Source organism: Aminobacter niigataensis, assembly GCF_014200015.1.
GTDB classification, from domain to species: domain Bacteria; phylum Pseudomonadota; class Alphaproteobacteria; order Rhizobiales; family Rhizobiaceae; genus Aminobacter; species Aminobacter niigataensis.
Map to the genome: position 1 here is coordinate 95951 of NZ_JACHOT010000005.1, position 22883 is coordinate 118833.

Consider the following 22883-nt stretch of genomic DNA (forward strand, 5'->3'; position numbering starts at 1 on the left):
GCGCGCATGTTATACATAAGTTATAACATGGAGACGCAGCCATGAACGTGACTGTTCGCAAGATCGGAAACTCGGAAGGTGTGATCCTGCCGAAGGAAGTGCTCGAGCGGCATAATCTGCGCGCGGGTGACACGCTCGTCCTCACCGAGGATGGCAACGAGTTGCGGCTTCGGCCGGCTGAGGATGATCCGGAAGAGTTCGAACGCAAGATGAAGATCGCGCGCGAGCGGATGAAGAAATATGAGGTCGCGTATCGCGCCCTCGCCAAATGATTGAGTTCCATTCGCGTCAGTTCGTCGAGGCGCTACACGCCGAGCAACTGAAGCTGCACGGAGGCGCTCAAGGCGTACGATCCGAGGATATGCTGGAATCGGCCCTTGCACGGCCGCTTCAGAAGCAAGCGTATGGCGAGCCAAACCTCTGTGACCTAGCAGCCGCTTATTTGTTTGGCATCGCCAAGAACCACCCATTCGTCGACGGCAACAAACGAACTGCCTTTGCAGCAGCGGATTTGTTTCTATATTTCAACGGATTGAGCGTCGAAGCAGCGCAAGAAGACATCATTCAATTCGTATTGATGGTCGCCGCCGGCGAGATCGACGAGACAGGTGCGGCCGCGTTCTTACGCGACCACGCGGTTCCAATCGAAGCCTAGCTGGCGAACTCGACGATTTCCCAGTCATGCCCGTTGACCGAAGCGACATCGCCAACGGATTTGCCGAACAGCGCTATAGCCATAGGCGAGGAATGCGAGATGCGGCCCTTGGCTGCATCGGCTTCGTCTTCACCGACGATTTCCCAGACGTTGCGTTTGCCATTGTCATCTTCGACGACAACCTTCATCCCGAAGCGGACAACCGTACTGTCAGGCTCGGGAACCGACACCTCGGCCGTTTCCCGGCGGGATTGCCAATAGCGCAGGTCGCGCGACACCGTCGCGATCCGCTCCCGGTCGGCATCGGCTTCCGCCTTTGCCAGATCCTCGCGCAGGCTCGCGAGTTGGGCCTCGATATGGGCCAGCCCTTGTTCGGTCACGAGGTTGCGGGACGAACTGACCGGTCGCTCGCCGATATCGGCAATGACGTTTTCGCTGTCGTCTTCGCGGGTGAAAGCTCTGCTCATGAAATAAACCTAGGTGTTCATAGCTCCGATAACAAGCCAGCCAAACTGACCGACTACTTATGCTTTCAGGCGAACGCGGAAGAAGGTCGAAGCGATGCAACTTCGATCCCGTTCCAGTTCTTCAGCACCGGCCTCGCCGCCTTGTCCAGTGTCCCGGGCAAAGCCTCGTCTCCAGCCAAAAGCTTTCCGAGGACCGCCGCGATCATAACCTCGGCAGCCCTGCCCGCGCCGTCGTCGCATTTAAGCGCAATGCCGAGCCCAAGTTCCGGCAAGGCCGCGCAAAAAACGCCTTCGGCGCCGACCTTGACGAAGATCCGTCCTGGTGCAGCTTGCATCAACTCCGTATCAGCCCTGTCGGTTCCAGCGACCTGGAAAGGTTCCGCCATGCATGCCGACATCAGCCGCCGCGCGGCCTTGGCTCTTTCCGTGCCGAGGCCATTGCCAGTGACCATGCGCGCAAAACCGAGTGCGAGATTATGCAACGGCACGGCAAAGGTCGGGATGGAGCAGCCGTCGGTTCCGCGGTTCGTTTCGTTATGGGGCGCACCAGTGACGGCTTCCATCGTCTCGCGGATCATCTGCTGGAAGCGATGCTCGGGTCTGACATAGCCGAGATGGGCCATGCCGAGGTGACGGCAGGTACAGACGAAAGCCGAGTGCTTGCCCGAACAATTGTTGTGCAACGCGCTCGGCGACGCCCCGCTGCGCGCTAGTGCAATCGTCGCCGCATGGTTCGAAGGCCAATGCGCGCCGCACTCCAGCGCATCCGGCCCGAGACCCGCCTTGGCCAGCATCGCATTGGCCAGTTCGGCATGAGCCGGCTCGCCCGAATGCGACGCACAGGCAAGTGCCAGTTCGCGATCGCCAAAGCCGTAGGCATCGGCAGCACCACTCTCGACGAAGGGCAGCGCCTGGATGGCCTTGACCGCCGAGCGTGGAAACACTGGCTGCGTGGCGTCGCCCAAGGCAAGCTTCTGCGTGCCATCGGCATCGACAACGACGACCGCGCCGCGATGTACGCTTTCAACGAGGTCGCCGCGCAACACCTCGACCAGGACCGGATTTGTCATTGTGTGCGTGCCTTCATGCGCTTGCGAGATCGAGGTTGGGTCATTTCCGCCAGCGGTCAGCCAAGCGTCATGATCTGTTCCCCGATAACCCACCGGCGAGAAATCCGCCATCCACCGCGAGCGTGTGGCCATTGATGTAGCTGGCTTCCGGCGAAAGCAGGAAAGCAGCGGCGGCGGCAATTTCATCCGGCTCAGCACCACGGCCTTGCGGCACATGATGGGGTGCGATGCCGCCATTGCTTGCAGCATCCACGTCCGCAGGCCCGGCGGCTATGGCATTCACGCGCACGCCCCGGCCAGCATACTCCAGCGCCAGCACTTCCGACATGAGCTTGAGCCCGGCCTGCGACGCGGCGACGGCCAATTGCCCATGATGGGCCCGAAGGCCCGCCACGGTCCCGATGCTGACGATGGACAGCGAGGCGCCCATCCGCTCCAGCGCTGCCCGCGCCGCGATGAAGGGGGCAACGAGATTGATGTCGAGCGCTTCCCGCAACATCTCGGCGCTGGTGTCCTCGATGGCGGCACTGCGGGCGAAACTCGCCATCGAGACAAGCCCGCCGACAAGACCAAGCCGGTCCACAACCTGGTCGAACGCCTCGGCGATGTCATCCTCGTCGGTCGGGTCGCATTCGATGAACACGACCTCGTCGTTGTCGATCTGGTCCTCGGCCGCCTCGAGCGCGCCGCCGTCGTCATCGATCACCGCCACCGGCCATCCGTCCGATATCAGGCGTTCAGCCACTGCAAGGCCGACGCCCGACGCACCGCCGATAACAACGGCGGAATGCCTCATCTGATGCGGTCCAGGATCGACACGTAGTTGGCGACCGCGGCACCGCCCATGTTGAAGATACCGCCGAGCTTGGCGTCCTTGACCTGGATGCCGCCAGCCTCGCCCGCAAGCTGCATAGCGGTCAACACATGCATCGAGACACCGGTTGCGCCGATCGGATGGCCCTTCGACTTGAGACCGCCGGAGGGATTGACCGGCAGGCGGCCGTCCTTGGCGGTGATGCCTTCCATGGCGATGCGGGCGCCCTCGCCGCGCGGTGCCAGGCCCATGGCCTCGTATTCGATCAGCTCGGCGATGGTGAAGCAGTCATGCGTCTCGACGAAGGAGAGGTCGTCGAGCGAAATGCCGGCCGACTTCAGCGCCTTGTTCCACGCCACCTCGCAGCCTTCGAACTGCAGGATGTCGCGCTTCGACATCGGCAGGAAGTCCTGCACATGCTCGTTGGCACGGAAGGCGATCGCCCGGCGCATCTTCAGCGCAGTCGTGCTGTCCGTCAGCACCAGGGCTGCAGCCCCGTCCGAAACCAGCGAACAGTCGGTACGCTTCAACGGTCCAGCGACAAACGGGTTCTTCTCGCTCTCCTGACGGCAGAAGTCGAAGCCGAAATCCTTGCGCAACTGGGCATAAGGATTGTCGACGCCGTTCTTGTGGTTCTTGGCGGCGATCATCGCCAGCGCGTCCGACTGGTCGCCATAACGCTGGAAGTAGGCCTGGGCGATCTTGCCGAACACACCGGCAAAACCGGCCGGGGTGTCGCCGTCTTCGGGTAGATAGGAAGCGCGCAGCAGGTTCTTGCCGATCTCGGGTCCAGGCGTTGTGGTCATCTGCTCGGCGCCGACCACAAGCACGATGCGCTGGCCGGCGTTCACCGCGCGGATGCCCTGGCGCACCGCTGCCGAACCCGTGGCGCAGGCATTCTCGACGCGCGTCGCCGGCTTGAAGCGCAGGCGGTCGTCGGCCTGCAGCACAAGGCTCGCGGTGAAATCCTGGGCGGAAAAGCCGGCGTTGAAGTGGCCAAGCACGATCTCGTCGACGTCGTCAGGCCCGATGCCGGCATGCGCCAGCGCCTCGGTGGCAACCTGCGTAATCAGGCTTTCCAGCGTCTCGCCTTCCAGCTTGCCGAAGCGCGAATGCGCCCAGCCCACGATGCATGCGGTCATCTTCGTCTCCATCGCCAGTTCTATGTTGCGCCATTTGCCGGGCGATTCCAACGCCCTTCAATTCCGTTCAAATATGAACAGTTTTCATCAGCTTTCAATGGCGCATTCGAGACGAAATGCGCCGTGTTTTTTATTGATTGATGCGTCAATAAAAAATAGCTTGGCCGTTGGAGGAGCTTGTATGCCCAAGGTCGGAATGGAGCCGCTGCGCCGCAGGGCGCTGATCGACGCGACGATCTCGGCGATCGGCGAGCGCGGCAGCCTTGATGTGACCATGTCGGAGATCGCGGGCCGCGCCGGCGTGTCTTCCGCCCTCGCCCACCACTATTTCGGCGCCAAGGAAGACCTGCTCGCCGCCACCATGCGGCATCTCCTGTCCGAGTTGCTGACCGACACCACCGCGGCACTGCGCGTTGCCGAGACCCCGCGTGCACGCGTGTCGGCCGTCATCTCGGTCAATTTCTCCGACAAGCAGTTCCGCGCCGCAACCATCGCCGCCTGGCTTGCCTTCTACGTCGAGGCGCAGAAGTCGCCGGGTCTGCGCCGCCTGCTGCGGATCTACGCCCATCGCCTTCATTCGAACCTGATGAGCGGCCTTGCGCGCCTGCTGCCCCGCGCGGACGCCGAGCACGTCGCCGAGGCGACAGCAGCGATGATCGACGGGCTCTACATTCGCCGGGCCCTGCGCGACGGCATCCCCAATGCCGCTTCGGCGATCGCGCTGGTCGAGGACTATCTGGAAACCAAGCTGTCGCAGGCGGCCCGCGCACGATGACCAGCAAGCCAAACATCCTCATCGTCATGGTCGACCAGCTGGCCGGAACGTTCTTCCCCGACGGCCCCGCCGACTTCCTGCACGCCCCGCATCTCAAGGCGCTGGCGGCGCGGTCGACACGGTTCAGGAACAACTACACCGCCTCGCCGCTCTGCGCGCCCGGCCGTGCCGCCTTCATGAGTGGACAGTTGCCATCCCGCACCGGGGTCTACGACAACGCTGCCGAATTCACTTCCTCCATCCCCACCTTCGCCCACCACCTGCGTGCCGCCGGCTACCACACCGTGCTCTCGGGCAAGATGCATTTCGTCGGCCCGGACCAGTTGCACGGCTTCGAGGAGCGCCTGACGACCGACATCTATCCCGCCGATTTCGGCTGGACGCCGGACTACCGCAAGCCGGGTGAGCGCATCGACTGGTGGTATCACAATCTCGGCTCGGTCACCGGCGCCGGCACGGCCGAGATCACCAACCAGATGGAGTATGACGACGAGGTCGCCTTCCTCGCCGCCCAGAAACTGTACGACTTCGCCCGAACCTCTGATCAGGCCGAGCGTCGCCCGTGGTGCCTCACCGTCTCGTTCACTCACCCGCACGACCCCTATGTCGCGCGGCGCCAATATTGGGACCTCTACGAGGATAGCCCTGCCCTCGATCCCGAGGTCGGCTTCATCCCGACCGAGCAACAGGACCCGCATTCGCAGCGCCTCTATCTCGCCAGCGACTACGCCAGTTTCGACATCACGCCCGAGCAGGTACGCCGCTCGCGCCGCGGCTACTTCGCCAACATCTCCTACATCGACGACAAGGTCGGCGAATTGCTGTCGGTGCTCGAGCGCACGCGCATGCTCGATGACACGGTCATCCTGTTCTGCTCCGACCACGGCGACATGCTCGGCGAGCGCGGCCTGTGGTTCAAGATGTGCTTCTACGAGGGCTCGGCGCGCGTGCCGCTGATGATATCAGGCATGGGCCTGCCCGCCGGACTGATCGAGGCGCCGACCTCCAATCTCGATGTGCTGCCGACGCTGTGCGACCTCGCCGGCATCGACCTTTCGGCCATCATGCCCTGGACCGACGGACAGTCGCTTCTGCCGCTGATGCGCGGCGAACAGCGAACCGCCCCCGTGCTCATGGAATATGCCGCCGAGGGTTCCTATTGCCCGCTGGTCGCCATCCGCGACGGCCGTTTCAAGTTCGTCCATTGCGAGATCGACCCGCCGCAACTGTTTGATCTGGAATCGGATCCGCAGGAGCTCGACAACCTCGCCGCAGACCCCGCCCACGCCGAACTTGTGGCCCGCTTCATGACGAATGTCCGGGCACGCTGGGACATGGCAACCTTCGATGCGGCCGTGCGGGAAAGCCAGGCGCGCCGCTGGGTGATCTATCCCGCGCTGCGCAACGGCGCCTACTATCCGTGGGATTTCCAGCCGCTGCAGAAAGCATCCGAGCGCTACATGCGCAACCACATGGACCTGAACGTGCTCGAAGAGAGCAAGCGTTTCCCGAGAGGCGAATGATGACGACAACAGTTCCCACCCTGGACAGGCTCCGCCAGGCCTATGCCGAAACATCGCGTGCGACGCAGCTGACGCCCCTGCTCGAATCCGCTGCGCTGGCCCGCGAGACCGGCGCGGCGCGCGTCTTCGTCAAGGCGGAGTCGCTGCAATGGGCAGGCTCGTTCAAGGCGCGCGGCGCCTACTGGCGGCTCAAGCAGCTCACAGCTGACGAGGCGCGGCGCGGCGTGGTTGCCTATTCGTCCGGCAACTTCGCCCAGGGCCTTGCCGCCGCCGGCCAGGCGCTCGGCATTCCCGTCACCATCGTCATGCCGATCGATGTGCCTGCAGCCAAGCGCGAGGCGACCAAGGGTTACGGCGCCCGCGTGGTGCTGACCGACCATGGCGACCGCGCCCGCGAAGAAGTCGCCGCCGCCAAGGCGCGCGAAATCTCGGACACCGAGGGCCTCGCCTTGCTCCATCCCTTCGACGACCCCGAAATCGTCGCCGGCCAGGCCGGTGCCGGGCTCGAAGCGCTCGACCAACTGGCGGCGAAAGGTGTTGCGGCCGACATCGTGCTCTGCCCGGTCGGCGGCGGTGGACTCATTGGCGGAGTCTCGCTCGCCTTCCACTACCTGTCGCCATCGACACAGGTGTTCGCGGTGGAACCGGAAGGGCATGGGCTCGTCGCTCGCCCATGGCGCGATCGAAACCATGCCCCTGGGTCCGAAATCGATCTGCGACGGCCTGATGGCACGCAAACCGGGCGAAGCACCTTATGCTGCGGTCACGACGACCAATGTGCGCGGACTGACTGTCGAGGACGCAGCCGTCCGCAGTGCGATGAAGGTAGCGTTCGAGCGCCTGAAGCTCGTGCTCGAGCCCTCGGGCGCCTCGTCGCTGGCGGCACTTCTGGGAGGAAAGGTCGACGTGGCCGGCAAGACGGTGCTCGTCGTCGCAACCGGCGGCAACGTCTCGCTCGCCGATTTCATGGTCCATATGAACAATGCTTGAAGCAGATTTCGTAATCGTCGGGTCCGGCTCCGCCGGCTCGGCCATGGCCTATCGCCTGTCGGAGGACGGCAAGCACTCGGTTATCGTCATCGAGTATGGCGGCACCGACTTCGGGCCCCTTATCCAGATGCCGTCCGCGCTGTCGATCCCGCTCAACATGAGCCGCTACGACTGGGGCTATTCCAGCGAACCTGAGCCGCATCTCGGCGGACGCACGCTGGCGACCCCGCGCGGCAAGGTGCTCGGCGGCTCGTCTTCGATCAACGGCATGGTCTACGTTCGCGGCCACGCCCGCGACTTCGACCACTGGGCCGAACAGGGTGCGTCCGGCTGGGGCTATGCCGACGTGCTGCCCTACTTCAAGCGCATGGAGCATTCGAACGGCGGCGAGGACGGCTGGCGCGGCACTTCGGGGCCGCTCAACGTGCAGCGTGGCCCGCGCAGGAACCCGCTCTACCAGGCCTTCGTCGAAGCAGGCCAGCAGGCCGGCTTCGAGCTGACCGAGGACTACAACGGCTCCAAGCAGGAAGGTTTTGGCGCCATGGAGCAGACCATCCATGGCGGGCGCCGCTGGTCGGTCGCCAACGCCTATCTGCGTCCGGCGCTGAAACGCGGAAATGTCCGTGTCGTCAATGGCTTCGCCCGGCGCGTGGTGATCGAGAATCAACGCGCCGTCGGCGTCGAGATCGAAGCGCGCAGGAAGGTCCAGGTCGTCAAGGCACGACGCGAGGTGATCGTCGCTGCGTCCTCGATCAATTCGCCGAAACTGCTGATGCTGTCGGGCATCGGCCCCGCCGAGCACCTGAAGCAACACGGCATATCCGTCGTGGCCGACCGGCGTGGCGTCGGCCAGAATCTTCAGGACCACATGGAGCTCTACATCCAGCAGGAAGCGACCCAGCCAATCACCCTGCATTCGGTCTTCAACCCGTTTTCCAAGGCGCTGATCGGGGCAGAATGGCTGCTGTTCAAGACCGGGCTTGGCGCCACCAACCATTTCGAGGCGGCGGCCTTCGTGCGCTCGAAAGCCGGTGTCGACTATCCCGACATCCAGTTCCACTTCCTTCCGGCAGCCGTACGCTACGACGGCAAGGCAGCTGCCAAGTCTCATGGCTTCCAGGCGCATGTCGGGCCGATGCGCTCGAAGTCGCGCGGCGCGATCACCCTGCGCTCGAGCGACCCGTGGGCCAAGCCGGAGATCCGCTTCAACTACATGTCGCATCCCGATGACTGGGAGGACTTCCGGCACTGCATCCGCCTCACTCGCGAGATTTTCGCGCAATCGGCCTTCGATCCGTTCCGCGGCAATGAGATTTCGCCGGGCAGCCAGGTTCAGACCGACGACGAGCTCGACGCCTTCATCCGCGAGCATTCGGAAAGCGCCTACCACCCCTGCGGCACCTGCCGCATGGGCCGCGCCGACGACCCCACGAGCGTGGTCGACCCCGAATGCCGGGTGATCGGCGTCGAGGGCCTGCGCGTCGCCGACTCCTCGATCTTCCCGCGCGTGACCAACGGCAACCTCAACGGCCCGTCGATCATGACGGGCGAGAAGGCCGCCGACCACATCCTAGGCCGTACGCCGCTTGCGCCGTCGAACCAGGAGCCGTGGATCAATCCGCGCTGGCAGGTCTCGGACAGATAGAGCATCATCCGGCCAACACGCCAGACACTGAAAATACAACTGGAGCAATCGCATGCGCGCCCAGCCCAAAGCCTCGCATTATGTCAACGGCCGCTACATCGACGACGAGCGTGGGGCACCAATCCCGGTCATCTATCCGGCCACCGGCGAAGCGGTCGCCTCGCTGCACTCGGCCACAGCCAACGTCGTCGAGCTGGCCGTCGAGGCCGCACGCGAGGCGCAGCCGGCGTGGGCGCGGCTGAAGCCGGTCGAGCGCGGCCGCATCCTGCGCCGCGCCTCTGACATCCTGCGCGCCCGCAACGAGGAACTGTCGCGGATGGAGACCCTCGACACCGGCAAGGCGATCCAGGAGACGCTTGTCGCCGACGCGGCATCCGCCGCCGACTGCCTCGAATTCTTCGCCGGCGCGATCGCCGCCTTCAACGGCGACTATGTCGATCTCGGCGGCCCCTTCGCCTACACCAAGCGCGAAGCGCTCGGCGTCTGCGTCGGCATCGGCGCCTGGAACTACCCCATCCAGATCGCCGGATGGAAGTCGGCGCCTGCGCTGGCCATGGGCAACGCCATGGTGTTCAAGCCCTCCGAGAACACGCCCCTTTCCGCTCTTGCGCTGGCCGAAATCTACACCGAGGCCGGCCTGCCCGACGGGCTGTTCAACGTGGTCCAGGGCTATGGCGACGTCGGCGCTGCCCTCGCCGCGCATCCTGTCGTTGACAAGATTTCGCTCACCGGCTCGGTGCCCACCGGCAAGAAGGTGCTGGCGCTCGCCGGCTCGCACATGAAGCACGCCACGATGGAACTCGGCGGCAAGTCGCCGATCATCGTCTTCGACGACGCCGACCTCGAAAACGCCATCGGCGGCGCCATGCTCGGCAATTTCTATTCGACCGGCCAGGTCTGCTCCAACGGCACCCGCGTCTTTGTCCAGAAAGGCCTGCACGACCGTTTCGTCGAACGCCTGGTCGAGCGCACCAAGGCGATCCGTATCGGCGATCCGCTCGATCCCGAAACCCAGATGGGCCCGCTGGTCAGCAAGGCCCAGCACGACAAGGTTTTGGACTACATCGCCATCGGCAAAAGCGAGGGTGCCGAACTGCGCTGCGGCGGCGGCACGCCTTCACTCCAGGGTTTCGAGGGCGGCTTCTTCGTCGAGCCGACCGTGTTCAGCGGCGTCACCGATAACATGCGCATCGCCCGCGAGGAAATCTTCGGCCCGGTCATGAGCGTGCTGTCCTTCGACAGCGAGGAAGAGGCAATCGCACGCGCCAACGACACCGAGTTCGGCCTGGCCGCCGGCGTGTTCACCAAGGACATAACCCGCGGCCATCGCGTCGTCGGCGAACTCAAGGCCGGCACCTGCTGGATCAACGCCTACAATTTGACGCCGGTCGAAATCCCCTTTGGCGGCGCGAGGCAATCGGGCATCGGACGCGAGAATTCGCTCGCCGCGCTCCAGCACTATTCCCAGCTCAAGTCGGTCTATGTCGAGACCGGCGACGTCGCGAGCCCCTACTGAACGGCATCGCCTGGAAAGCAAAAGCCGGCCAATTGGCCGGCTTTTTTGTTTTGGAAGACGTTAGTGTGCGACGTCCTCGGTCTTGTCGAGATATTGCGTCAGCGCCGTCACCAGGTGGTAGAAGATGCTCGCCGGCACCTCCTTGGCCAGCGAACGGCCGTGCTCGTCGATCTGGTCGATCCACAAGCCTTGCGGCGCGGGGTCTATATGCCAGCGAAATAGGCGGCCGACGCGCGCCTCGATCTCCGGCTTGAGGTCAGGACCGCCCGTGCCGTCGAGCGCCACCGCAGCCTTGATGGCTTCGGTCTGCGGCCAGCTGCGCGAGACGCGGTCCAGGGGCAGGCCCTGGCGGGAGACCGCGCCATAGGCCAATCCGGTGGCGCGGTTGAGCCCGTTAGCGACCGCCGAGGCGTAAAGCTTGCGCCCGAAGGCAACCAGGTCCTTCTGGCCGCTCTTGTCGGCAAAGTCGACCAGCAGCGAGGCCCACTCGAAATGGTGGCCGGGCTCGGTCCACTGCCCCTTCTCGCCAGGCGTCGGATGCCAGTCGCGGTCAAAGAACTCGCCCAGCGTCCAGCTGTCCACCTCGAAGAAGTGACTGCGGAACAGGTCGATGATTCGGGCCGCCCTGCGCAGATAGGCCCGATCGCCGGTCACCGCATGCCAGGCGAGGAACGCTTCCAGCAGATGCATGTGCGGGTTTGAGCGCCGCACCCCCTCGCCATCAGGGCTTTCCATGAAGCCCGTCATGCGCTCGTCCTCGAGGTGCTTGTCGAGGAAGGCGAATGTTTCAGTAGCCAGGCTCAGCGCTTCGGCGTTGCCGGAGCGATGGGCGTGCGCCAGCGCCAGCAGCACGCAGGCGTGGTCGTAGGCATCCTCGACCGGATCGACGACACTGCCATCGGGGTTGAGCGCACGCACCCAGCCGCCGCGGTCGGTGCGGCCCTTGTCGGCCATGAAGCGTATGCCATGGTCGATCAGCGCATCGGCCCTGCCGTCCCAGCCACGCTGCTTGGCGACTGCAAAGGCATAGACCTGGCGCGCCATGGTGCGCATGCGCTTCGGTTTCGCCAGCGGCCTTGCGTCGAAGCCCAGGGCCTCGTGAAAACCGCCGAACTGCTCATCCAACCCCGCTGTAGACCATAGCGGCAGCGTCTCTTCCATCAGCCAGTGCTGAACCCGTCGGCGCCAGGCGCCATTCACCTGCACGCGGCCATGGGCGGGCGTGAATTTCGTCTCCAGACGCCCGCTCTTTTCAAGCTGCTCGACGATCTTCTTGACGTTCTGGCTGTGGCTGACCGGCGCCACGAAGGTCGCGTCCGATGTGGAGACGATGGCTACGCCCTTGAGGCCGATGGCTGAGAGCAGCCGCCCCTCGCCGCGCAGGTAGGAATTCTCGCAGTCGATGGCGACGACGTCGCCGACGATGACGTTGCCGTCCTTGTCGGAGGGGCTGACATCGAGCAGCGATTGCCATGAGCCGAGATCGTTCCAGCGGAAGCTCGCAGGCACCATGGCGATGCCGCTGACGCGCTCCATGATGGCGTAGTCGATCGAGTTGGACGGTATGTCCTGATACAGATCCAGCGGCATGTAGACGCCTGATAGGTCGATCGTAGCTGACTTGAACGCCGCCTCTGCCTTCTGCCAGATTTCGGGCTGGTGCTTGAGGAAGGCATCGCGCATGGCGCTCGCCTTGAACAGGAAAATACCGGCATTCCAGAAGAAGTTGCCGGCTGCGAGATAGGCCTCGGCGGTCTTGAGGTCCGGCTTCTCGACGAAGCGGGTGACGTCGGAAATGCCACCGGCTTCCACGCCGGCCTCGATATAGCCATAGCCCGTCTCTGGCGCAGTCGGGCGAATGCCGAAAACGACCATGCGGCCGGCCGATGCAGCCGGCACGCCGTGCTCGACGGTGTCCCAGAACTGGCGTTGCGTCGAAATCTCGTGGTCCGACGGAACGACCAATACGATGCCGTCGCCGTAGTCCTTGAGCGTCTGCAGTGTTGCGATTGCCACGGCGGCTGCCGTGTTGCGTCCGGTCGGCTCGAAGATCGCCCCGCCGCCGGAAAGGTCGATTGCGGCAAGGTCGGCACGCACGCGCGCGGCATGGCGCTCGGACGCGATCAGATAGATCGGCGTTTCGCCCACATCGCGCGCGGCGAGCCGCTTCAGCGTCTTGACCAGCATCGAGCCGTCGCCCGACAGGTCGTGGAACTGCTTGGGGTTGTCCTCGCGCGACAGCGGCCAGAGCCTGGAGCCGACGCCGCCGCTCATGACAAAACTGACGATTCTCTCAGCCATGCCCACTCCTCAGAATGTCTGGTTGTAGGCGCCGACAGACGGATTGCGCCGTAAAACGGCGTCGACGCCCTCAAACATCTCACGCCGCCTTTCGGACGATACCGGGCTTTCCACCACCACGACCAATTCCGGCTTGTTGGAGGAAGCGCGAACCAGCCCCCAGGTGCCATCCTCGGCCACCACGCGCACGCCGTTGACGGTGATCAGGTCGATGATCTTCTGGCCCGCGAAAATTTCGCCATTACGCTGCATCGCCTCGAAATCGGCGACGACCTTGTCGACGACGCCGTATTTCAGCTCGTCATCGCAATGCGGCGACATGGTCGGCGTGCCATAGGTCAGCGGCAGCGCCCGGTAGAGATCGGCCATCGACTTGCCGGGGTTGCGGTCGAGCATCTGGCACACGGCAATTGCGGTGACGATGCCGTCGTCATAGCCACGGCCGATCGGCGGATTGAAGAAGAAATGGCCTGATTTCTCGAAGCCGGCGATAGCGCCCAACTCGGCAACCCGGCGCTTGAGATAGGAATGGCCGGTCTTCCAGTAGTCCGTCCTGGCGCCATTGGCAGCCAGCACCTTGTCGGTGTTGAACAGGCCGGTCGACTTCACATCGACGACGAAGGTGGAATTCGGATACAGCGCCGAGATATCGCGCGCGAGCATCACGCCGACCTTGTCGGCGAAGATCTCGCTGCCTTCGTTGTCGACGACGCCGCAACGGTCGCCGTCCCCGTCGAAGCCTAGTCCGACGTCGGCGCCGGTCTCCAGAACTTTGTCGCGGATGGCATGCAGCATCTGCATGTCTTCGGGGTTGGGATTGTAGCGCGGGAAAGAATGATCCAGTTCAACGTCGAGCGGGATGACCTCGCAGCCGATCCGTTCCAGTGCTTCGGGTGCGAATGCGCCCGCAGTGCCATTGCCGCAGGCGGCAACGACCCGGAGCTTGCGGGTGATCCGTTTTCCGGCGACGAGATCGTCGAGATAGGTCCTGCGGAAATCCGAGACGAATTCGTAGGAGCCGCCACCGACCAGCTCGAACTCGCCGTTGAGCACGATTTCCTTGAGCGCCGTCATTTCGTCTGGCCCGAAGGTCAGCGGCCGCTGCGCGCCCATCTTCACGCCCGTCCAGCCGTTTTCGTTGTGGGAGGCGGTCACCATCGCGACGGAAGGAGTGTCGAGCGCGAACTGGGCGAAATAAGCCATGGGCGAAAGCGCCAGCCCGATGTCCTTGACCCGTGCGCCCGCTGCCATCATCCCGGAAACCAGCGCCAGCTTGATGGCCATCGAATAGGAGCGGAAGTCGTGGCCGGTGACGATATCGGGACCGGCGCCCAGGCGACGAATCAACGTGCCGATACCCATGCCGAGCGCCTGCACGCCGATCAGGTTGAGCTCTGGCTCCTTGGGCGAACTTGGATGCCCGAACCACCAGCGCGCGTCGTATTCGCGGAAACCCGTCGGCTTTACCAGCGCGCGCGTCTCGAATTCGAACGTATTGGGCGCCACGTGGCCGACTGGCTTGATGTTCACAACGTCACTCCGGGCATTCGCAAAGATTTACGAACCGATTGTTTTCCGAACGGTTTATCGCAAGATTGGAGCACTGTCCTCACCTGCAGCACAGGAACAAAGCCAAAAAAGCTCAATAAGATAACTCGCTTGCGAAAAATTACGCCAGCCAATCCTTTGGCGCTTGCAGGAAGCAGAAGCGGCGGCTATAAGCCCGCCGACTGGTCACGGAGTGTAGCGCAGCCTGGTAGCGCACATCGTTCGGGACGATGGGGTCGCAGGTTCAAATCCTGCCACTCCGACCAGAAAAATCCCGACATCTCAATCCATTAGGCTTTGGCGGCGCTCCGGCGCTGGCTCATGCGCTCTACAACCGGACGCCCTCCCGTTGCTGCTGCGGGCCGCTCGCCACAAGTAAGCCACTTTGCCTCGCCTGCATCGATACAGATACTGTTGTCACGGGCCATCCTTTGCTTGATCAAGCTGGCGTGTCAACTTCCCACCTCATCGCACAACCTGATATCGCAACTAAATTCACGCATAGATTGCAGAAGATTTGATATGAATTCTTAGCCATGGATATATTCATTCTTGAGTATCATCCATCCTGGATCATCACATTAGCAAATCGATAATCTTCTACGGCCATTCTGCTGCTGATCTTGATCTTCTCCACAGCGTGAGAAGAAAAGATCTTGGCTATCGCCAAACAGGTGGCATATGGAATATCATAATTACTTTGCATACAAACAATATTCTCGTGAGATTCAAGCTTCTCAAAGACGCATGAAGCCGAGTCCCTCTCGCCAGCGCCGCAAGCTGGGAGCAGAAGGCTCCAAGCCCTTCACCGAGTTGATCGGCTTGAAGAGCAGGCAGGACAAGATCCTGGCGCGCACCCGGCCACCTGATCGACAGACCATCATACAAGACCAATCCGGCACTTCGGCAATTGAATTTGCAATCGTCGCCCCGGTCTTCATCCTCTTGGTATTCGGGATGATCGCCTACGGCATCTATTTCGGCGCACTGCATTCCGTCCAGCAGATGGCAGCCGACGCAGCCCGCACCGCAATTGCGGGTCTTGACGAGAACGAGCGCAAGACGCTTGCGCAACGGTACATCGATCTCAACGCGGACGGTTACGTGTTCATCGACAGGAAAAAGCTCGTCGTCGAGGTCAAGGACAGCGACAAGGACAGCGAGCAGTTCGTCGTCTCGTTGCGCTACGACGCAGGCCACCTTCCGATCTGGAACTTGCTGCCGATGCTGCCGCTACCGGAAAAGACCATCTCTCGTTCTTCGACAATTCGGGTGGGGGGCATCTGAATGCGCACGAACATCATGCAGAAGCTTGGCAGCTTCCGACGTTCGACCAAAGGCAACTTTGCCACGATGTTCGCCCTGAGCCTGCCGATCGGCATCGCGGCGGCCGCGTTTGCTGTCGACGAAGGCTCACTCTATGTCGAGCGCCGCGAAGCGCAGTCGATCACCGATCTGGCCGCCATCTATGCCGCGGCCAACATAGCCAAGGCCGACGCAGCGGTGCTCAAGGTTTTCGCCAACAACCGCCAGGGCGGCGTTTCCCTGGCCGGCACTTTCGACATCCAGCCGACAGGGGTCGGCTACAAGGAAGTCCGGGTCGAGAAGGGCCGATACACGCCGGACGCGATGGTCGAGGCAGGCAAACGATTCGTCGTCGATGCGACGCCCCACAATGCGGTGCGCGTAACCTACCGCAAGGATGGCACCACCTTCTTTGCCAATCTGGTCACCGGCCAACGCAACATCGTCACCACCGCGGTCGCCAGCGCTCCCGCGGAAGCGGCCTTTTCCATCGGCTCCCGCCTTGTCAGCGTCAATACGCAGCAAAGCGCCCTGCTCAATCCGCTGTTGGGCGGACTTTTGGGAACCAACCTGTCGCTGGCGGCGATGGACTACAACGCCCTGCTGGCCACGGATGTGAACGCATTGCAGTTCATCGATGCCCTGGCAACCGAACTCAAGGTGAGCGCCGGCACCTACAATGACGTGCTGAAAGCCGAAGCGACCGTCGGCCAGATCGTGTCAGCGCTGGCGACCACGACCAAGGACAAGGATGCCGACGTGGCACTTGCCAAGCTGCTCGGCGCCAAGCTGCCCGGATCGCTGAAGGTGCCGCTGTCGCACTACATCGACCTCGGCCAGGTCGGCAAGCTGGCCCTGGGTCACGGCGCCTCGGCGTTCGATGCCAATGTCGGCCTGATGGAACTGATCGGTGCCGCCGCGGCAATCGCCAACGGCAAGAACCAGGTGGCGGCCAATCTCGGCGTCGGCGTTCCCGGCCTGCTGGCGGTCAAACTGGATCTGGCAATCGGCGAGCCACCGCAAGGCGGCACCTGGTTTGCGATCGGCGAAGCGGGCAAGATCGTCCGGACCGCCCAGACGCGCCTGCAGATCGAAGCCACGGTCGGCGGCGCCGGCGGATTGCTTGGCGGCGTCCTCGGCGCCTCGATCAAGCTGCCCGTCTATGTCGAGCTCGCCTACGCCGAGGGCCAGCTCAAGGGTGTATCCTGTCCGACCGGAAAGCCGGCCAGCGCGGTCGTCACCGTGGCAGCCAAACCCGGCATCGCCGAAGTCTGGCTCGGCCAGATCAATCCGGCCGATCTCCGTGTCTTTACAAAAGAACCAACCGTCCACCCGGCGGAGCTCGTGAACGTCAACGCAGTCGGGCTGATCAAGGTCGAGGTCAGCGGCAGCGCGAATGTCGACATCGGCAACACCACGCCAAAGACACTCACCTTCAACAAGAACGACATCGACGACCGCACCATCAAGTCGGTGTCTTCAAGCAATCTCACTCAGTCACTGACCAGTTCGCTGATCAAGAACCTGAACCTCAGCGTCGATGTGAGGCTGTTGGGCCTGGGGATCGGCATACTTCTGCCCTCCGATGCCGCGGTCAAGACAGCCGTCGCCAACCTGTTGTCGGGCGTCACGGCCCCCGTCGACGGCCTGGTTTTCAACGTCCTTGCGCTGTTGGGCGTCAAGGTGGGCGAGGCCGATATCCGCGTCCACGGCGTGTCCTGCGGCCGGTCGGTTCTGGTTCTTTAGCCAAAGGACAAAGAGCCTGCGGGGACAGCCCCGCAGGCGGCAGGCGCTTTTTGTTCAGGCCGATTGGCGGAACTTGGTCTCGTCGATCGCCGCGGCCATCAGTGTCTTCGTATATGCCTCGCGCGGATCGCCGAAGATCTCCTCCGTCGGCCCCTCCTCGACGATCTTTCCCTGTTTCATCACGATGATGTAGTCGGACATCGCCCGCACCACGGCGAGGTCGTGGCTGATGAACAGGTAGGACAGGTCGTGGTCGGCCTGCAGCTTGCGCAGCAGCTCGACGATCTGCTTCTGCACTGATCGGTCGAGCGCCGAGGTCGGCTCGTCGAGCACCACGACCTTGGGCTTGAGGATCATCGCCCGGGCGATGGCAATGCGCTGGCGCTGGCCGCCGGAGAATTCGTGCGGATAGCGGTTGCGGGCAGCCGGGTCGAGGCCGACTTCGAGCAAGGCTTCGACGGCGCGGGCGTCGCGTTGCTTGCCTGAAAGGGACGGCTCGTGGACAAGAAGGCCCTCCGTGATGATCTGACCGACCGTCATCCGCGGAGAGAGCGAACCGAACGGGTCCTGGAAGACCAATTGCAACTCGCGCCGCAACGGGCGCATTGTCGACTTGTCGGCCTTCGACAGGTCCTGGCCGCCGAAGCGGATCGAGCCTTCGCTCGGCAGCAGCCTGAGCAGCGCCCGACCAAGCGTGGATTTACCCGAGCCGGACTCGCCGACGATGCCGATGGTCTGATTTCGCTTAAGCATTACCGATATGTGGTCGACCGCCTTGAGCAACATCGGCGGACCGGCTAGAAACCCGCCACCGATCTTGAACTCGACCTCGACGTTTCGGCCCTCGAGCAGGATCGGCGCATTGTCCGGCGGTGCAGCCTTGCGTCCGGTCGGTTCGGCCGCGAGCAGCATCTTGGTGTAATCGTGCTGCGGATTGGCAAACAACTCGTCTGCCTTGCCTTCCTCCACCACCTCGCCCGAACGCATCACATAGACCCGGTCGGCAAAGCGCCTGACGATTCCAAGATCGTGGGTGATAAAGACGATCGCCATGCCGAGCTTGCGCTGCAACTCGGCAAGCAGCATCAGGATCTGCGCCTGGATCGTCACGTCGAGAGCCGTCGTCGGCTCGTCGGCAATCAGGATGTCCGGATCATTGGCCAATGCCATGGCGATCATCACGCGCTGGCGCTGGCCGCCCGACATTTCGTGCGGATAAGACTTCAGGCGGCGCTCGGGGTCGGGAATCTTGACCAATTCGAGCAGCCTAAGCGCTTCGACGCGCGCCGCCTTGGCGTCGAGCCCGCGATGCCGCCGAATCGGCTCCATCAGCTGGTTGCCGATCGTGTAGAGCGGGTCTAGCGAGGTCATCGGCTCCTGGAAGATCATGCTGATCTTGACGCCCCGGACCTTATTGAGTTCCGATTTTCCGAGCGTCAACAGGTTCTTGCCGCGATAGTCCACCACACCGGTGGCTTCGCCGTTGGACGCGAGAAGGCTCATCGCCGCCATCATCGTCTGGCTCTTGCCGGAGCCGGACTCGCCGACCACCGCCACCGTCTCGCCGGCGTCGATGTGAAGGTTGATGCCCTTCACCGCTTCCACAGCACCATCGAGCGTGCGGAAGCGGACGCGCAGGTCATTGACCGAAAGGATCGTTTCGCCAGCCATCTCACCTGTCCTTCGGATCGAGAGCGTCGCGAAGTCCGTCGCCGATGAAATTCAGCGCGAAAAGCGTCGAGACAAGGAAGAATGCGGGGAACAAAAGCAGCCAATTGGCGGTGCCGATGTTCTTTGCGCCGGCTGAAATGAGCACGCCCCAGCTCGTCATCGGCTCCTGCACGCCGAGCCCCAGGAACGACAGGAAGCTCTCCAGGATGATGACTTGGGGCACCAGCAGGGTCATGTAGATGACCACCGGCCCGAGCAGGTTGGGAATGACGTGCCGCAGCACGATACCGCGCGACCTGACGCCGAGCGCTTCCGCTGCCTGGACGTATTCCTGTCTTCGGATCGACAAGGCCTGGCCACGCACGATGCGCGCCATGTCGAGCCATAGCACCGCTCCCACAGCCAGGAACATCAGCACGAAGTTTCGTCCGAAGAAGACGACCAGCATGATGACGAAGAAGATGAACGGCAGCGAATAAAGAACGTCGACGATGCGCATCATCACCTCGTCGGTCTTGCCGCCCATAAAGCCGGCGGTTGCGCCATAGACGACACCTATGACCACGGCGACAACTCCGGCCAGAAGACCGATCGCCAGCGAGATGCGGCCGGCCATCAGCGTTCGCGACAGCAGGTCACGGCCGGTATTGTCGGTGCCGAAGAGGAAGTATTGCTGCTTGATCGAGGCGCTCATGACCGCCGTCAGGCCGTCAGCGGATGTGCTATCGAGCTTGGCATTGTCGAACGTATCCGAGCGGTCGAGGTAGCGGATGTTGCGCTCGTCGAGCGGCTTGGCCGAGGTCACGGTGATGAAGACGCGTTCGCCTTCCTGGCGCCATTCCTTGACGTCGACCCGCATGCGCCGGACGGCGTCGTTCATGGCGGTCTCGATCATCTCCGGCTTTGGATATGACGAAAGGCTGGGCGGGGTCCTGACATAGTCGGCATAGATCGTGGTGTATTGATGCGGCACGAAATACGGTCCGACAATACAGACGACGCTCATGGCGATGAGGTAGAAAAGGCTGAACATGGCAGCCTTGTTGGCCTTGAGGCGTGCCCAGGCATCTGCCCAGAGCGAGCGCCCGACGACAGGGGCAGCGATGGCTGTATCAGTCATAACGCACCCTCGGATCGAAGAAGGCGTAGAGGATGTCGACGATCAGGTTGAATGCGATCGTGAACAGCGCGATCACCACGACCGTTCCCATCACCAGCGTATAGTCGCGGTTGAGCGCCGCATCGACGAAATAGCGGCCAACGCCGGGAATGGCGAAGATGGTCTCGACGATGATCGAGCCGGTGAGCAGTGCCGCAGCCGCCGGGCCGGCATAGGATACGATAGGCAGCACCGCGCCCCTGAGCGCATGCTTAACCACCACCGACCAGTCGGACAGGCCTAGCGCACGCGCAGTTCGGATGTGGTTGGACCGCAGCGACTCGATCATGGAGCCGCGCATCAGGCGCGCGACGATGGCGATCTGCGGCAATGACAAGGTCAGGATTGGGCCGATCTTGTTGATCAGCGCACCATCACCCCAGCCGCCGATCGGCAGCAGCTTCCAGGTGAGACCGAACAGGAGCTGGATCACGGGCGCGATGACGAAGGTAGGGATCGTGCTGCCGGCAGTGGCAAGCGCGATGACCGAATAATCGCCGAGCTTGTTCTGGTTGAGCGCGGCTACGATCCCAAGGATGCCACCGACAAACAACGCGAGCGCCAGAGCCGAGAAACCGAGCTGGATCGAGATCGGCAGACCCTTGGCGAACAGTTCAGTGACGGTGAAATCGGGAAGATTGTAGCTCGGCCCGAAATTGCCATGCAGCAGGTTCTTGAGGTAGTTGACGTACTGGAGCCAGAGTGGGTCGCCCAGGCCGAACTGCGCTTCGAGGTTGGCCTTGATCTCCGGGCTCAGTCCTCTTTCCTGATTGAACGGCCCGCCGGGTGCGATGCGGATCAGGAAGAATGCCATTGTCACAATGACAAAAAGGGTGGGAATGGCGGTCAGAAGCCGCCGTATCACATATACAAACATGGGCGCCGTACTCCGTTACGCCAGCCAGAAACATATCCAGCTAGGGTCGCCGCTCCCGGGTGGGAGCGGCGACACAATCAGAGTTACTCGACTTTGCTGATGAAGCGGGTCGGGTGAACGTCCATGACGTTTTCATCAAAGCCCTTGAGCTTGGACGAAACCAGGTTCTTGTAGCTGTAGTAGAGGATCGGAATGAAGCCCGTATCCTCAAGGACAATGCGCTCGGCTTCCTGCATGTCCTTCATGCGCTCTTCCGGCTTGCCGCCTGCGGCAGCAGCCTTGTCCATGGCTTCCTCGAACTTCGGATTGTTGTAGACTGAATAGTTGTTGCCGCTCGCCTTGCGCGCGACACCGAGGAAGGTCTCCGGATCCTTGTAGTCGGCAATCCAGCCGACGCGGGCCGTATCGTAGTCGCCCTTCTGCTCAAGGAACCCGTAGTGGGTCTTGGTGTCGGTGTTGACCAGCGACACTTCAACGCCGAGCGGCTTGAGCTGCTCCTGGATTGCGACGGCCGTATTCTTGTGGTTTTCCGACGTGTTGTAGCGGATTTCCATCTTCAGCGGCTTGTCGGGACCATAACCAAGTTCCTTCAGGATCTTGGCGGCCTCGTCTTCGCGGTCGATCTGGGTCTTGTCGGCATAGTCGGCTGCGATGGGCGTGTAGCCCTCGATGCCCGGAGGCACCATCGTGTAGCTCGGCAGCATCGAATTCTGCCAGACCTTCTCGGCGATGAAGTCGCGGTCGATCGCCATCGAAATCGCCTTGCGAAGCTGCAGGTTCGTCCACGGCTCCTTGTCCCACTTCATCGCGTAATAGTAGGTGCCGAGCTGGGCACCGACGCGCAACTGATCGCCGAACTTGGTCTTCAGATCGGCCATCTGTTCGGTCGGGATGTCGTCGTTGCTGTCCAGTTCGCCAGCCTCGAAACGCTTGATGGCGGTCGAGCGGTCTTCGGTCGGGATGTAGTTGACGACGTCGACCTTGACGTTCGCAGCGTCATAGAACTTCGGGTTCTTGAGCAGCTTGATGTGGTCGTTAGGGACGAATTCGGCAAGCGTGAACGCACCGTTGGAAACCAGGTTACCCGGCTTGATCCAGTCGGCGCCAAGCTTCTCGATCGCCGCCTTGTTGACCGGGTAAGCCGCCTGGTGGGTGAGCATTTCAAGGAAATAAGGCGTCGGGGCCTTCAGCGTCACTTCAAGCGTCGAAGCATCGACAGCCTTCACGCCCATGTCCTCGAGCTTTGCCTTGCCGGTGTTGACCTCTTCGGCATTCACGATCGGGTACAGCATCGAGGCGTATTCGGCGCCGGTCGCCGGATCTTCGAGACGACGGAACGAGTAGACGAAGTCTTCAGCCGTTACCGGGCTGCCATCCGACCAGGTCGCGCCCTGGCGCAGCTTGAAGGTATAAACTTTGCCATCGTCCGAAACGGTCCAGCTCTCGGCCGCACCAGGAATCAGATTGGCACCCTGGTCCTGCATCACCAGGCCAAAGAACAAGTCGCGCAGGATGTGCGCTTCATAGACAGTCGAGGTCTTGTGCGGATCAAGCGATTCCGGATCGGCCGAATTGCCGCGATTGAAGACGACCTCGGCAAAGGCCGGCATGGAGACCGCGCCGGTGGCCAAGGCAAGCGTCGTGGCGAACACGGTCGCTTTCAGCATGTTCTTCAGCAT

At 62.6% G+C, this 22883-nt stretch carries 18 protein-coding genes, 1 tRNA gene and 1 pseudogene; 10 read left to right on the forward strand and 10 right to left on the reverse strand.

Going from position 1 to position 22883, the window contains the following annotated elements; translation table 11 throughout:
* Window positions 1-41 precede the first annotated feature (41 nt).
* Window positions 42-272, forward strand: a complete 231-nt coding sequence (locus tag GGQ99_RS17840; RefSeq protein ID WP_108608848.1) for an AbrB/MazE/SpoVT family DNA-binding domain-containing protein — start codon at window positions 42-44, stop codon at window positions 270-272.
* Window positions 269-655, forward strand: a complete 387-nt coding sequence (locus GGQ99_RS17845; RefSeq protein ID WP_183263568.1) for a type II toxin-antitoxin system death-on-curing family toxin — start codon at window positions 269-271, stop codon at window positions 653-655. Before GGQ99_RS17840 ends, GGQ99_RS17845 begins: the two co-directional genes overlap by 4 nt.
* On the opposite strand, the gene GGQ99_RS17850 is transcribed toward GGQ99_RS17845, so the two are convergent.
* The 4 genes from GGQ99_RS17850 to GGQ99_RS17865 all read right to left on the reverse strand — a co-directional run bounded on the left by GGQ99_RS17850 (window position 652) and on the right by GGQ99_RS17865 (window position 4148).
* Window positions 652-1122 (reverse strand): GreA/GreB family elongation factor, encoded by a 471-nt coding sequence (locus GGQ99_RS17850; RefSeq protein WP_183263569.1) that lies wholly within the window; start codon window positions 1120-1122, stop codon window positions 652-654. The two genes, GGQ99_RS17845 and GGQ99_RS17850, sit on opposite strands and share 4 nt — an antisense overlap.
* A 65-nt stretch (window positions 1123-1187) precedes the next feature.
* The gene (locus tag GGQ99_RS17855) at window positions 1188-2192 is read right to left on the reverse strand and encodes an asparaginase (RefSeq protein ID WP_183263570.1); all 1005 of its coding nucleotides are present in this window, start codon (window positions 2190-2192) and stop codon (window positions 1188-1190) included.
* 67 nt (window positions 2193-2259) lie between these two features.
* Window positions 2260-2988, reverse strand: coding sequence for an SDR family NAD(P)-dependent oxidoreductase (locus tag GGQ99_RS17860; protein ID WP_183263571.1), 729 nt, complete (start codon window positions 2986-2988; stop codon window positions 2260-2262).
* Window positions 2985-4148, reverse strand: coding sequence for an acetyl-CoA acetyltransferase (locus GGQ99_RS17865; protein ID WP_183263572.1), 1164 nt, complete (start codon window positions 4146-4148; stop codon window positions 2985-2987). The genes GGQ99_RS17860 and GGQ99_RS17865 overlap by 4 nt, the downstream gene beginning before the upstream one ends.
* Before the next feature lie 181 nt (window positions 4149-4329).
* Between GGQ99_RS17865 and betI the strand changes: the two genes are divergently transcribed.
* The 5 genes and pseudogenes from betI (at window position 4330) to betB (ending at window position 10597) form a co-directional block, all read left to right on the forward strand.
* On the forward strand, window positions 4330-4923 hold the full coding sequence (betI, locus tag GGQ99_RS17870) for a transcriptional regulator BetI (RefSeq protein WP_108608852.1): 594 nt from the start codon (window positions 4330-4332) through the stop codon (window positions 4921-4923).
* On the forward strand, window positions 4920-6446 hold the full coding sequence (gene betC, locus GGQ99_RS17875; protein ID WP_183263573.1) for a choline-sulfatase: 1527 nt from the start codon (window positions 4920-4922) through the stop codon (window positions 6444-6446). Before betI ends, betC begins: the two co-directional genes overlap by 4 nt.
* Window positions 6443-7436: pseudogene (locus GGQ99_RS17880) on the forward strand (threonine/serine dehydratase family protein). The gene betC and the pseudogene GGQ99_RS17880 overlap by 4 nt, the downstream one beginning before the upstream one ends.
* Entirely contained in the window at window positions 7429-9081 is a 1653-nt protein-coding gene (betA, locus tag GGQ99_RS17885; RefSeq protein WP_183263574.1) for a choline dehydrogenase, read from the forward strand. The pseudogene GGQ99_RS17880 and the gene betA overlap by 8 nt, the downstream one beginning before the upstream one ends.
* Window positions 9082-9133: 52 nt before the next feature.
* Window positions 9134-10597, forward strand: coding sequence for a betaine-aldehyde dehydrogenase (betB, locus tag GGQ99_RS17890; protein WP_108608856.1), 1464 nt, complete (start codon window positions 9134-9136; stop codon window positions 10595-10597).
* A gap of 60 nt (window positions 10598-10657) precedes the next feature.
* Here the strand turns inward: betB and GGQ99_RS17895 are convergent, their stop codons facing one another.
* Both GGQ99_RS17895 and GGQ99_RS17900 read right to left on the reverse strand, forming a co-directional pair.
* On the reverse strand, window positions 10658-12898 hold the full coding sequence (locus tag GGQ99_RS17895) for a mannose-1-phosphate guanylyltransferase/mannose-6-phosphate isomerase (RefSeq protein ID WP_183263575.1): 2241 nt from the start codon (window positions 12896-12898) through the stop codon (window positions 10658-10660).
* Between the two features lie 9 nt (window positions 12899-12907).
* Window positions 12908-14428: a phosphohexomutase domain-containing protein gene (locus GGQ99_RS17900; RefSeq protein ID WP_183263576.1), complete on the reverse strand. Its 1521-nt coding sequence runs from the start codon at window positions 14426-14428 to the stop codon at window positions 12908-12910.
* A 207-nt stretch (window positions 14429-14635) separates the two neighbouring features.
* Here GGQ99_RS17900 and GGQ99_RS17905 point away from each other — a divergent pair.
* The 3 genes from GGQ99_RS17905 (at window position 14636) to GGQ99_RS17915 (ending at window position 17497) form a co-directional block, all read left to right on the forward strand.
* A tRNA-Pro gene (locus GGQ99_RS17905) sits at window positions 14636-14712 on the forward strand.
* Window positions 14713-15127: 415 nt separating this feature from the next.
* On the forward strand, window positions 15128-15733 hold the full coding sequence (locus tag GGQ99_RS17910; protein WP_343061755.1) for a TadE/TadG family type IV pilus assembly protein: 606 nt from the start codon (window positions 15128-15130) through the stop codon (window positions 15731-15733).
* Window positions 15734-17497, forward strand: a complete 1764-nt coding sequence (locus GGQ99_RS17915; protein WP_246389642.1) for a TadG family pilus assembly protein — start codon at window positions 15734-15736, stop codon at window positions 17495-17497.
* Window positions 17498-17551: 54 nt separating this feature from the next.
* Here the strand turns inward: GGQ99_RS17915 and GGQ99_RS17920 are convergent, their stop codons facing one another.
* The 4 genes from GGQ99_RS17920 to GGQ99_RS17935 all read right to left on the reverse strand — a co-directional run bounded on the left by GGQ99_RS17920 (window position 17552) and on the right by GGQ99_RS17935 (window position 22883).
* Window positions 17552-19168: an ABC transporter ATP-binding protein gene (locus tag GGQ99_RS17920; RefSeq protein WP_183263577.1), complete on the reverse strand. Its 1617-nt coding sequence runs from the start codon at window positions 19166-19168 to the stop codon at window positions 17552-17554.
* Between the two features lies 1 nt (window position 19169).
* A complete protein-coding gene (locus tag GGQ99_RS17925; RefSeq protein WP_183263578.1) occupies window positions 19170-20288 on the reverse strand; it encodes an ABC transporter permease in 1119 nt (372 codons plus the stop codon).
* Window positions 20281-21204 (reverse strand): ABC transporter permease subunit, encoded by a 924-nt coding sequence (locus tag GGQ99_RS17930; protein ID WP_183263579.1) that lies wholly within the window; start codon window positions 21202-21204, stop codon window positions 20281-20283. Before GGQ99_RS17930 ends, GGQ99_RS17925 begins: the two co-directional genes overlap by 8 nt.
* A gap of 83 nt (window positions 21205-21287) precedes the next feature.
* A complete protein-coding gene (locus GGQ99_RS17935; protein WP_183263580.1) occupies window positions 21288-22883 on the reverse strand; it encodes a peptide ABC transporter substrate-binding protein in 1596 nt (531 codons plus the stop codon).

Coding starts and splice junctions, on each gene's coding strand:
- GGQ99_RS17840 (WP_108608848.1), top strand. CDS start 42: ATGAACGTGACTGTTCGCAAGATCGGAAACTCGGAAGGTGTGATCCTG.
- GGQ99_RS17845 (WP_183263568.1), top strand. CDS start 269: ATGATTGAGTTCCATTCGCGTCAGTTCGTCGAGGCGCTACACGCCGAG.
- GGQ99_RS17850 (WP_183263569.1), bottom strand. CDS start 1,122: ATGAGCAGAGCTTTCACCCGCGAAGACGACAGCGAAAACGTCATTGCC.
- GGQ99_RS17855 (WP_183263570.1), bottom strand. CDS start 2,192: ATGACAAATCCGGTCCTGGTCGAGGTGTTGCGCGGCGACCTCGTTGAA.
- GGQ99_RS17860 (WP_183263571.1), bottom strand. CDS start 2,988: ATGAGGCATTCCGCCGTTGTTATCGGCGGTGCGTCGGGCGTCGGCCTT.
- GGQ99_RS17865 (WP_183263572.1), bottom strand. CDS start 4,148: ATGACCGCATGCATCGTGGGCTGGGCGCATTCGCGCTTCGGCAAGCTG.
- betI (WP_108608852.1), top strand. CDS start 4,330: ATGCCCAAGGTCGGAATGGAGCCGCTGCGCCGCAGGGCGCTGATCGAC.
- betC (WP_183263573.1), top strand. CDS start 4,920: ATGACCAGCAAGCCAAACATCCTCATCGTCATGGTCGACCAGCTGGCC.
- betA (WP_183263574.1), top strand. CDS start 7,429: ATGCTTGAAGCAGATTTCGTAATCGTCGGGTCCGGCTCCGCCGGCTCG.
- betB (WP_108608856.1), top strand. CDS start 9,134: ATGCGCGCCCAGCCCAAAGCCTCGCATTATGTCAACGGCCGCTACATC.
- GGQ99_RS17895 (WP_183263575.1), bottom strand. CDS start 12,898: ATGGCTGAGAGAATCGTCAGTTTTGTCATGAGCGGCGGCGTCGGCTCC.
- GGQ99_RS17910 (WP_343061755.1), top strand. CDS start 15,128: ATGGAATATCATAATTACTTTGCATACAAACAATATTCTCGTGAGATT.
- GGQ99_RS17915 (WP_246389642.1), top strand. CDS start 15,734: ATGCGCACGAACATCATGCAGAAGCTTGGCAGCTTCCGACGTTCGACC.
- GGQ99_RS17920 (WP_183263577.1), bottom strand. CDS start 19,168: ATGGCTGGCGAAACGATCCTTTCGGTCAATGACCTGCGCGTCCGCTTC.
- GGQ99_RS17925 (WP_183263578.1), bottom strand. CDS start 20,288: ATGACTGATACAGCCATCGCTGCCCCTGTCGTCGGGCGCTCGCTCTGG.
- GGQ99_RS17930 (WP_183263579.1), bottom strand. CDS start 21,204: ATGTTTGTATATGTGATACGGCGGCTTCTGACCGCCATTCCCACCCTT.
- GGQ99_RS17935 (WP_183263580.1), bottom strand. CDS start 22,883: ATGCTGAAGAACATGCTGAAAGCGACCGTGTTCGCCACGACGCTTGCC.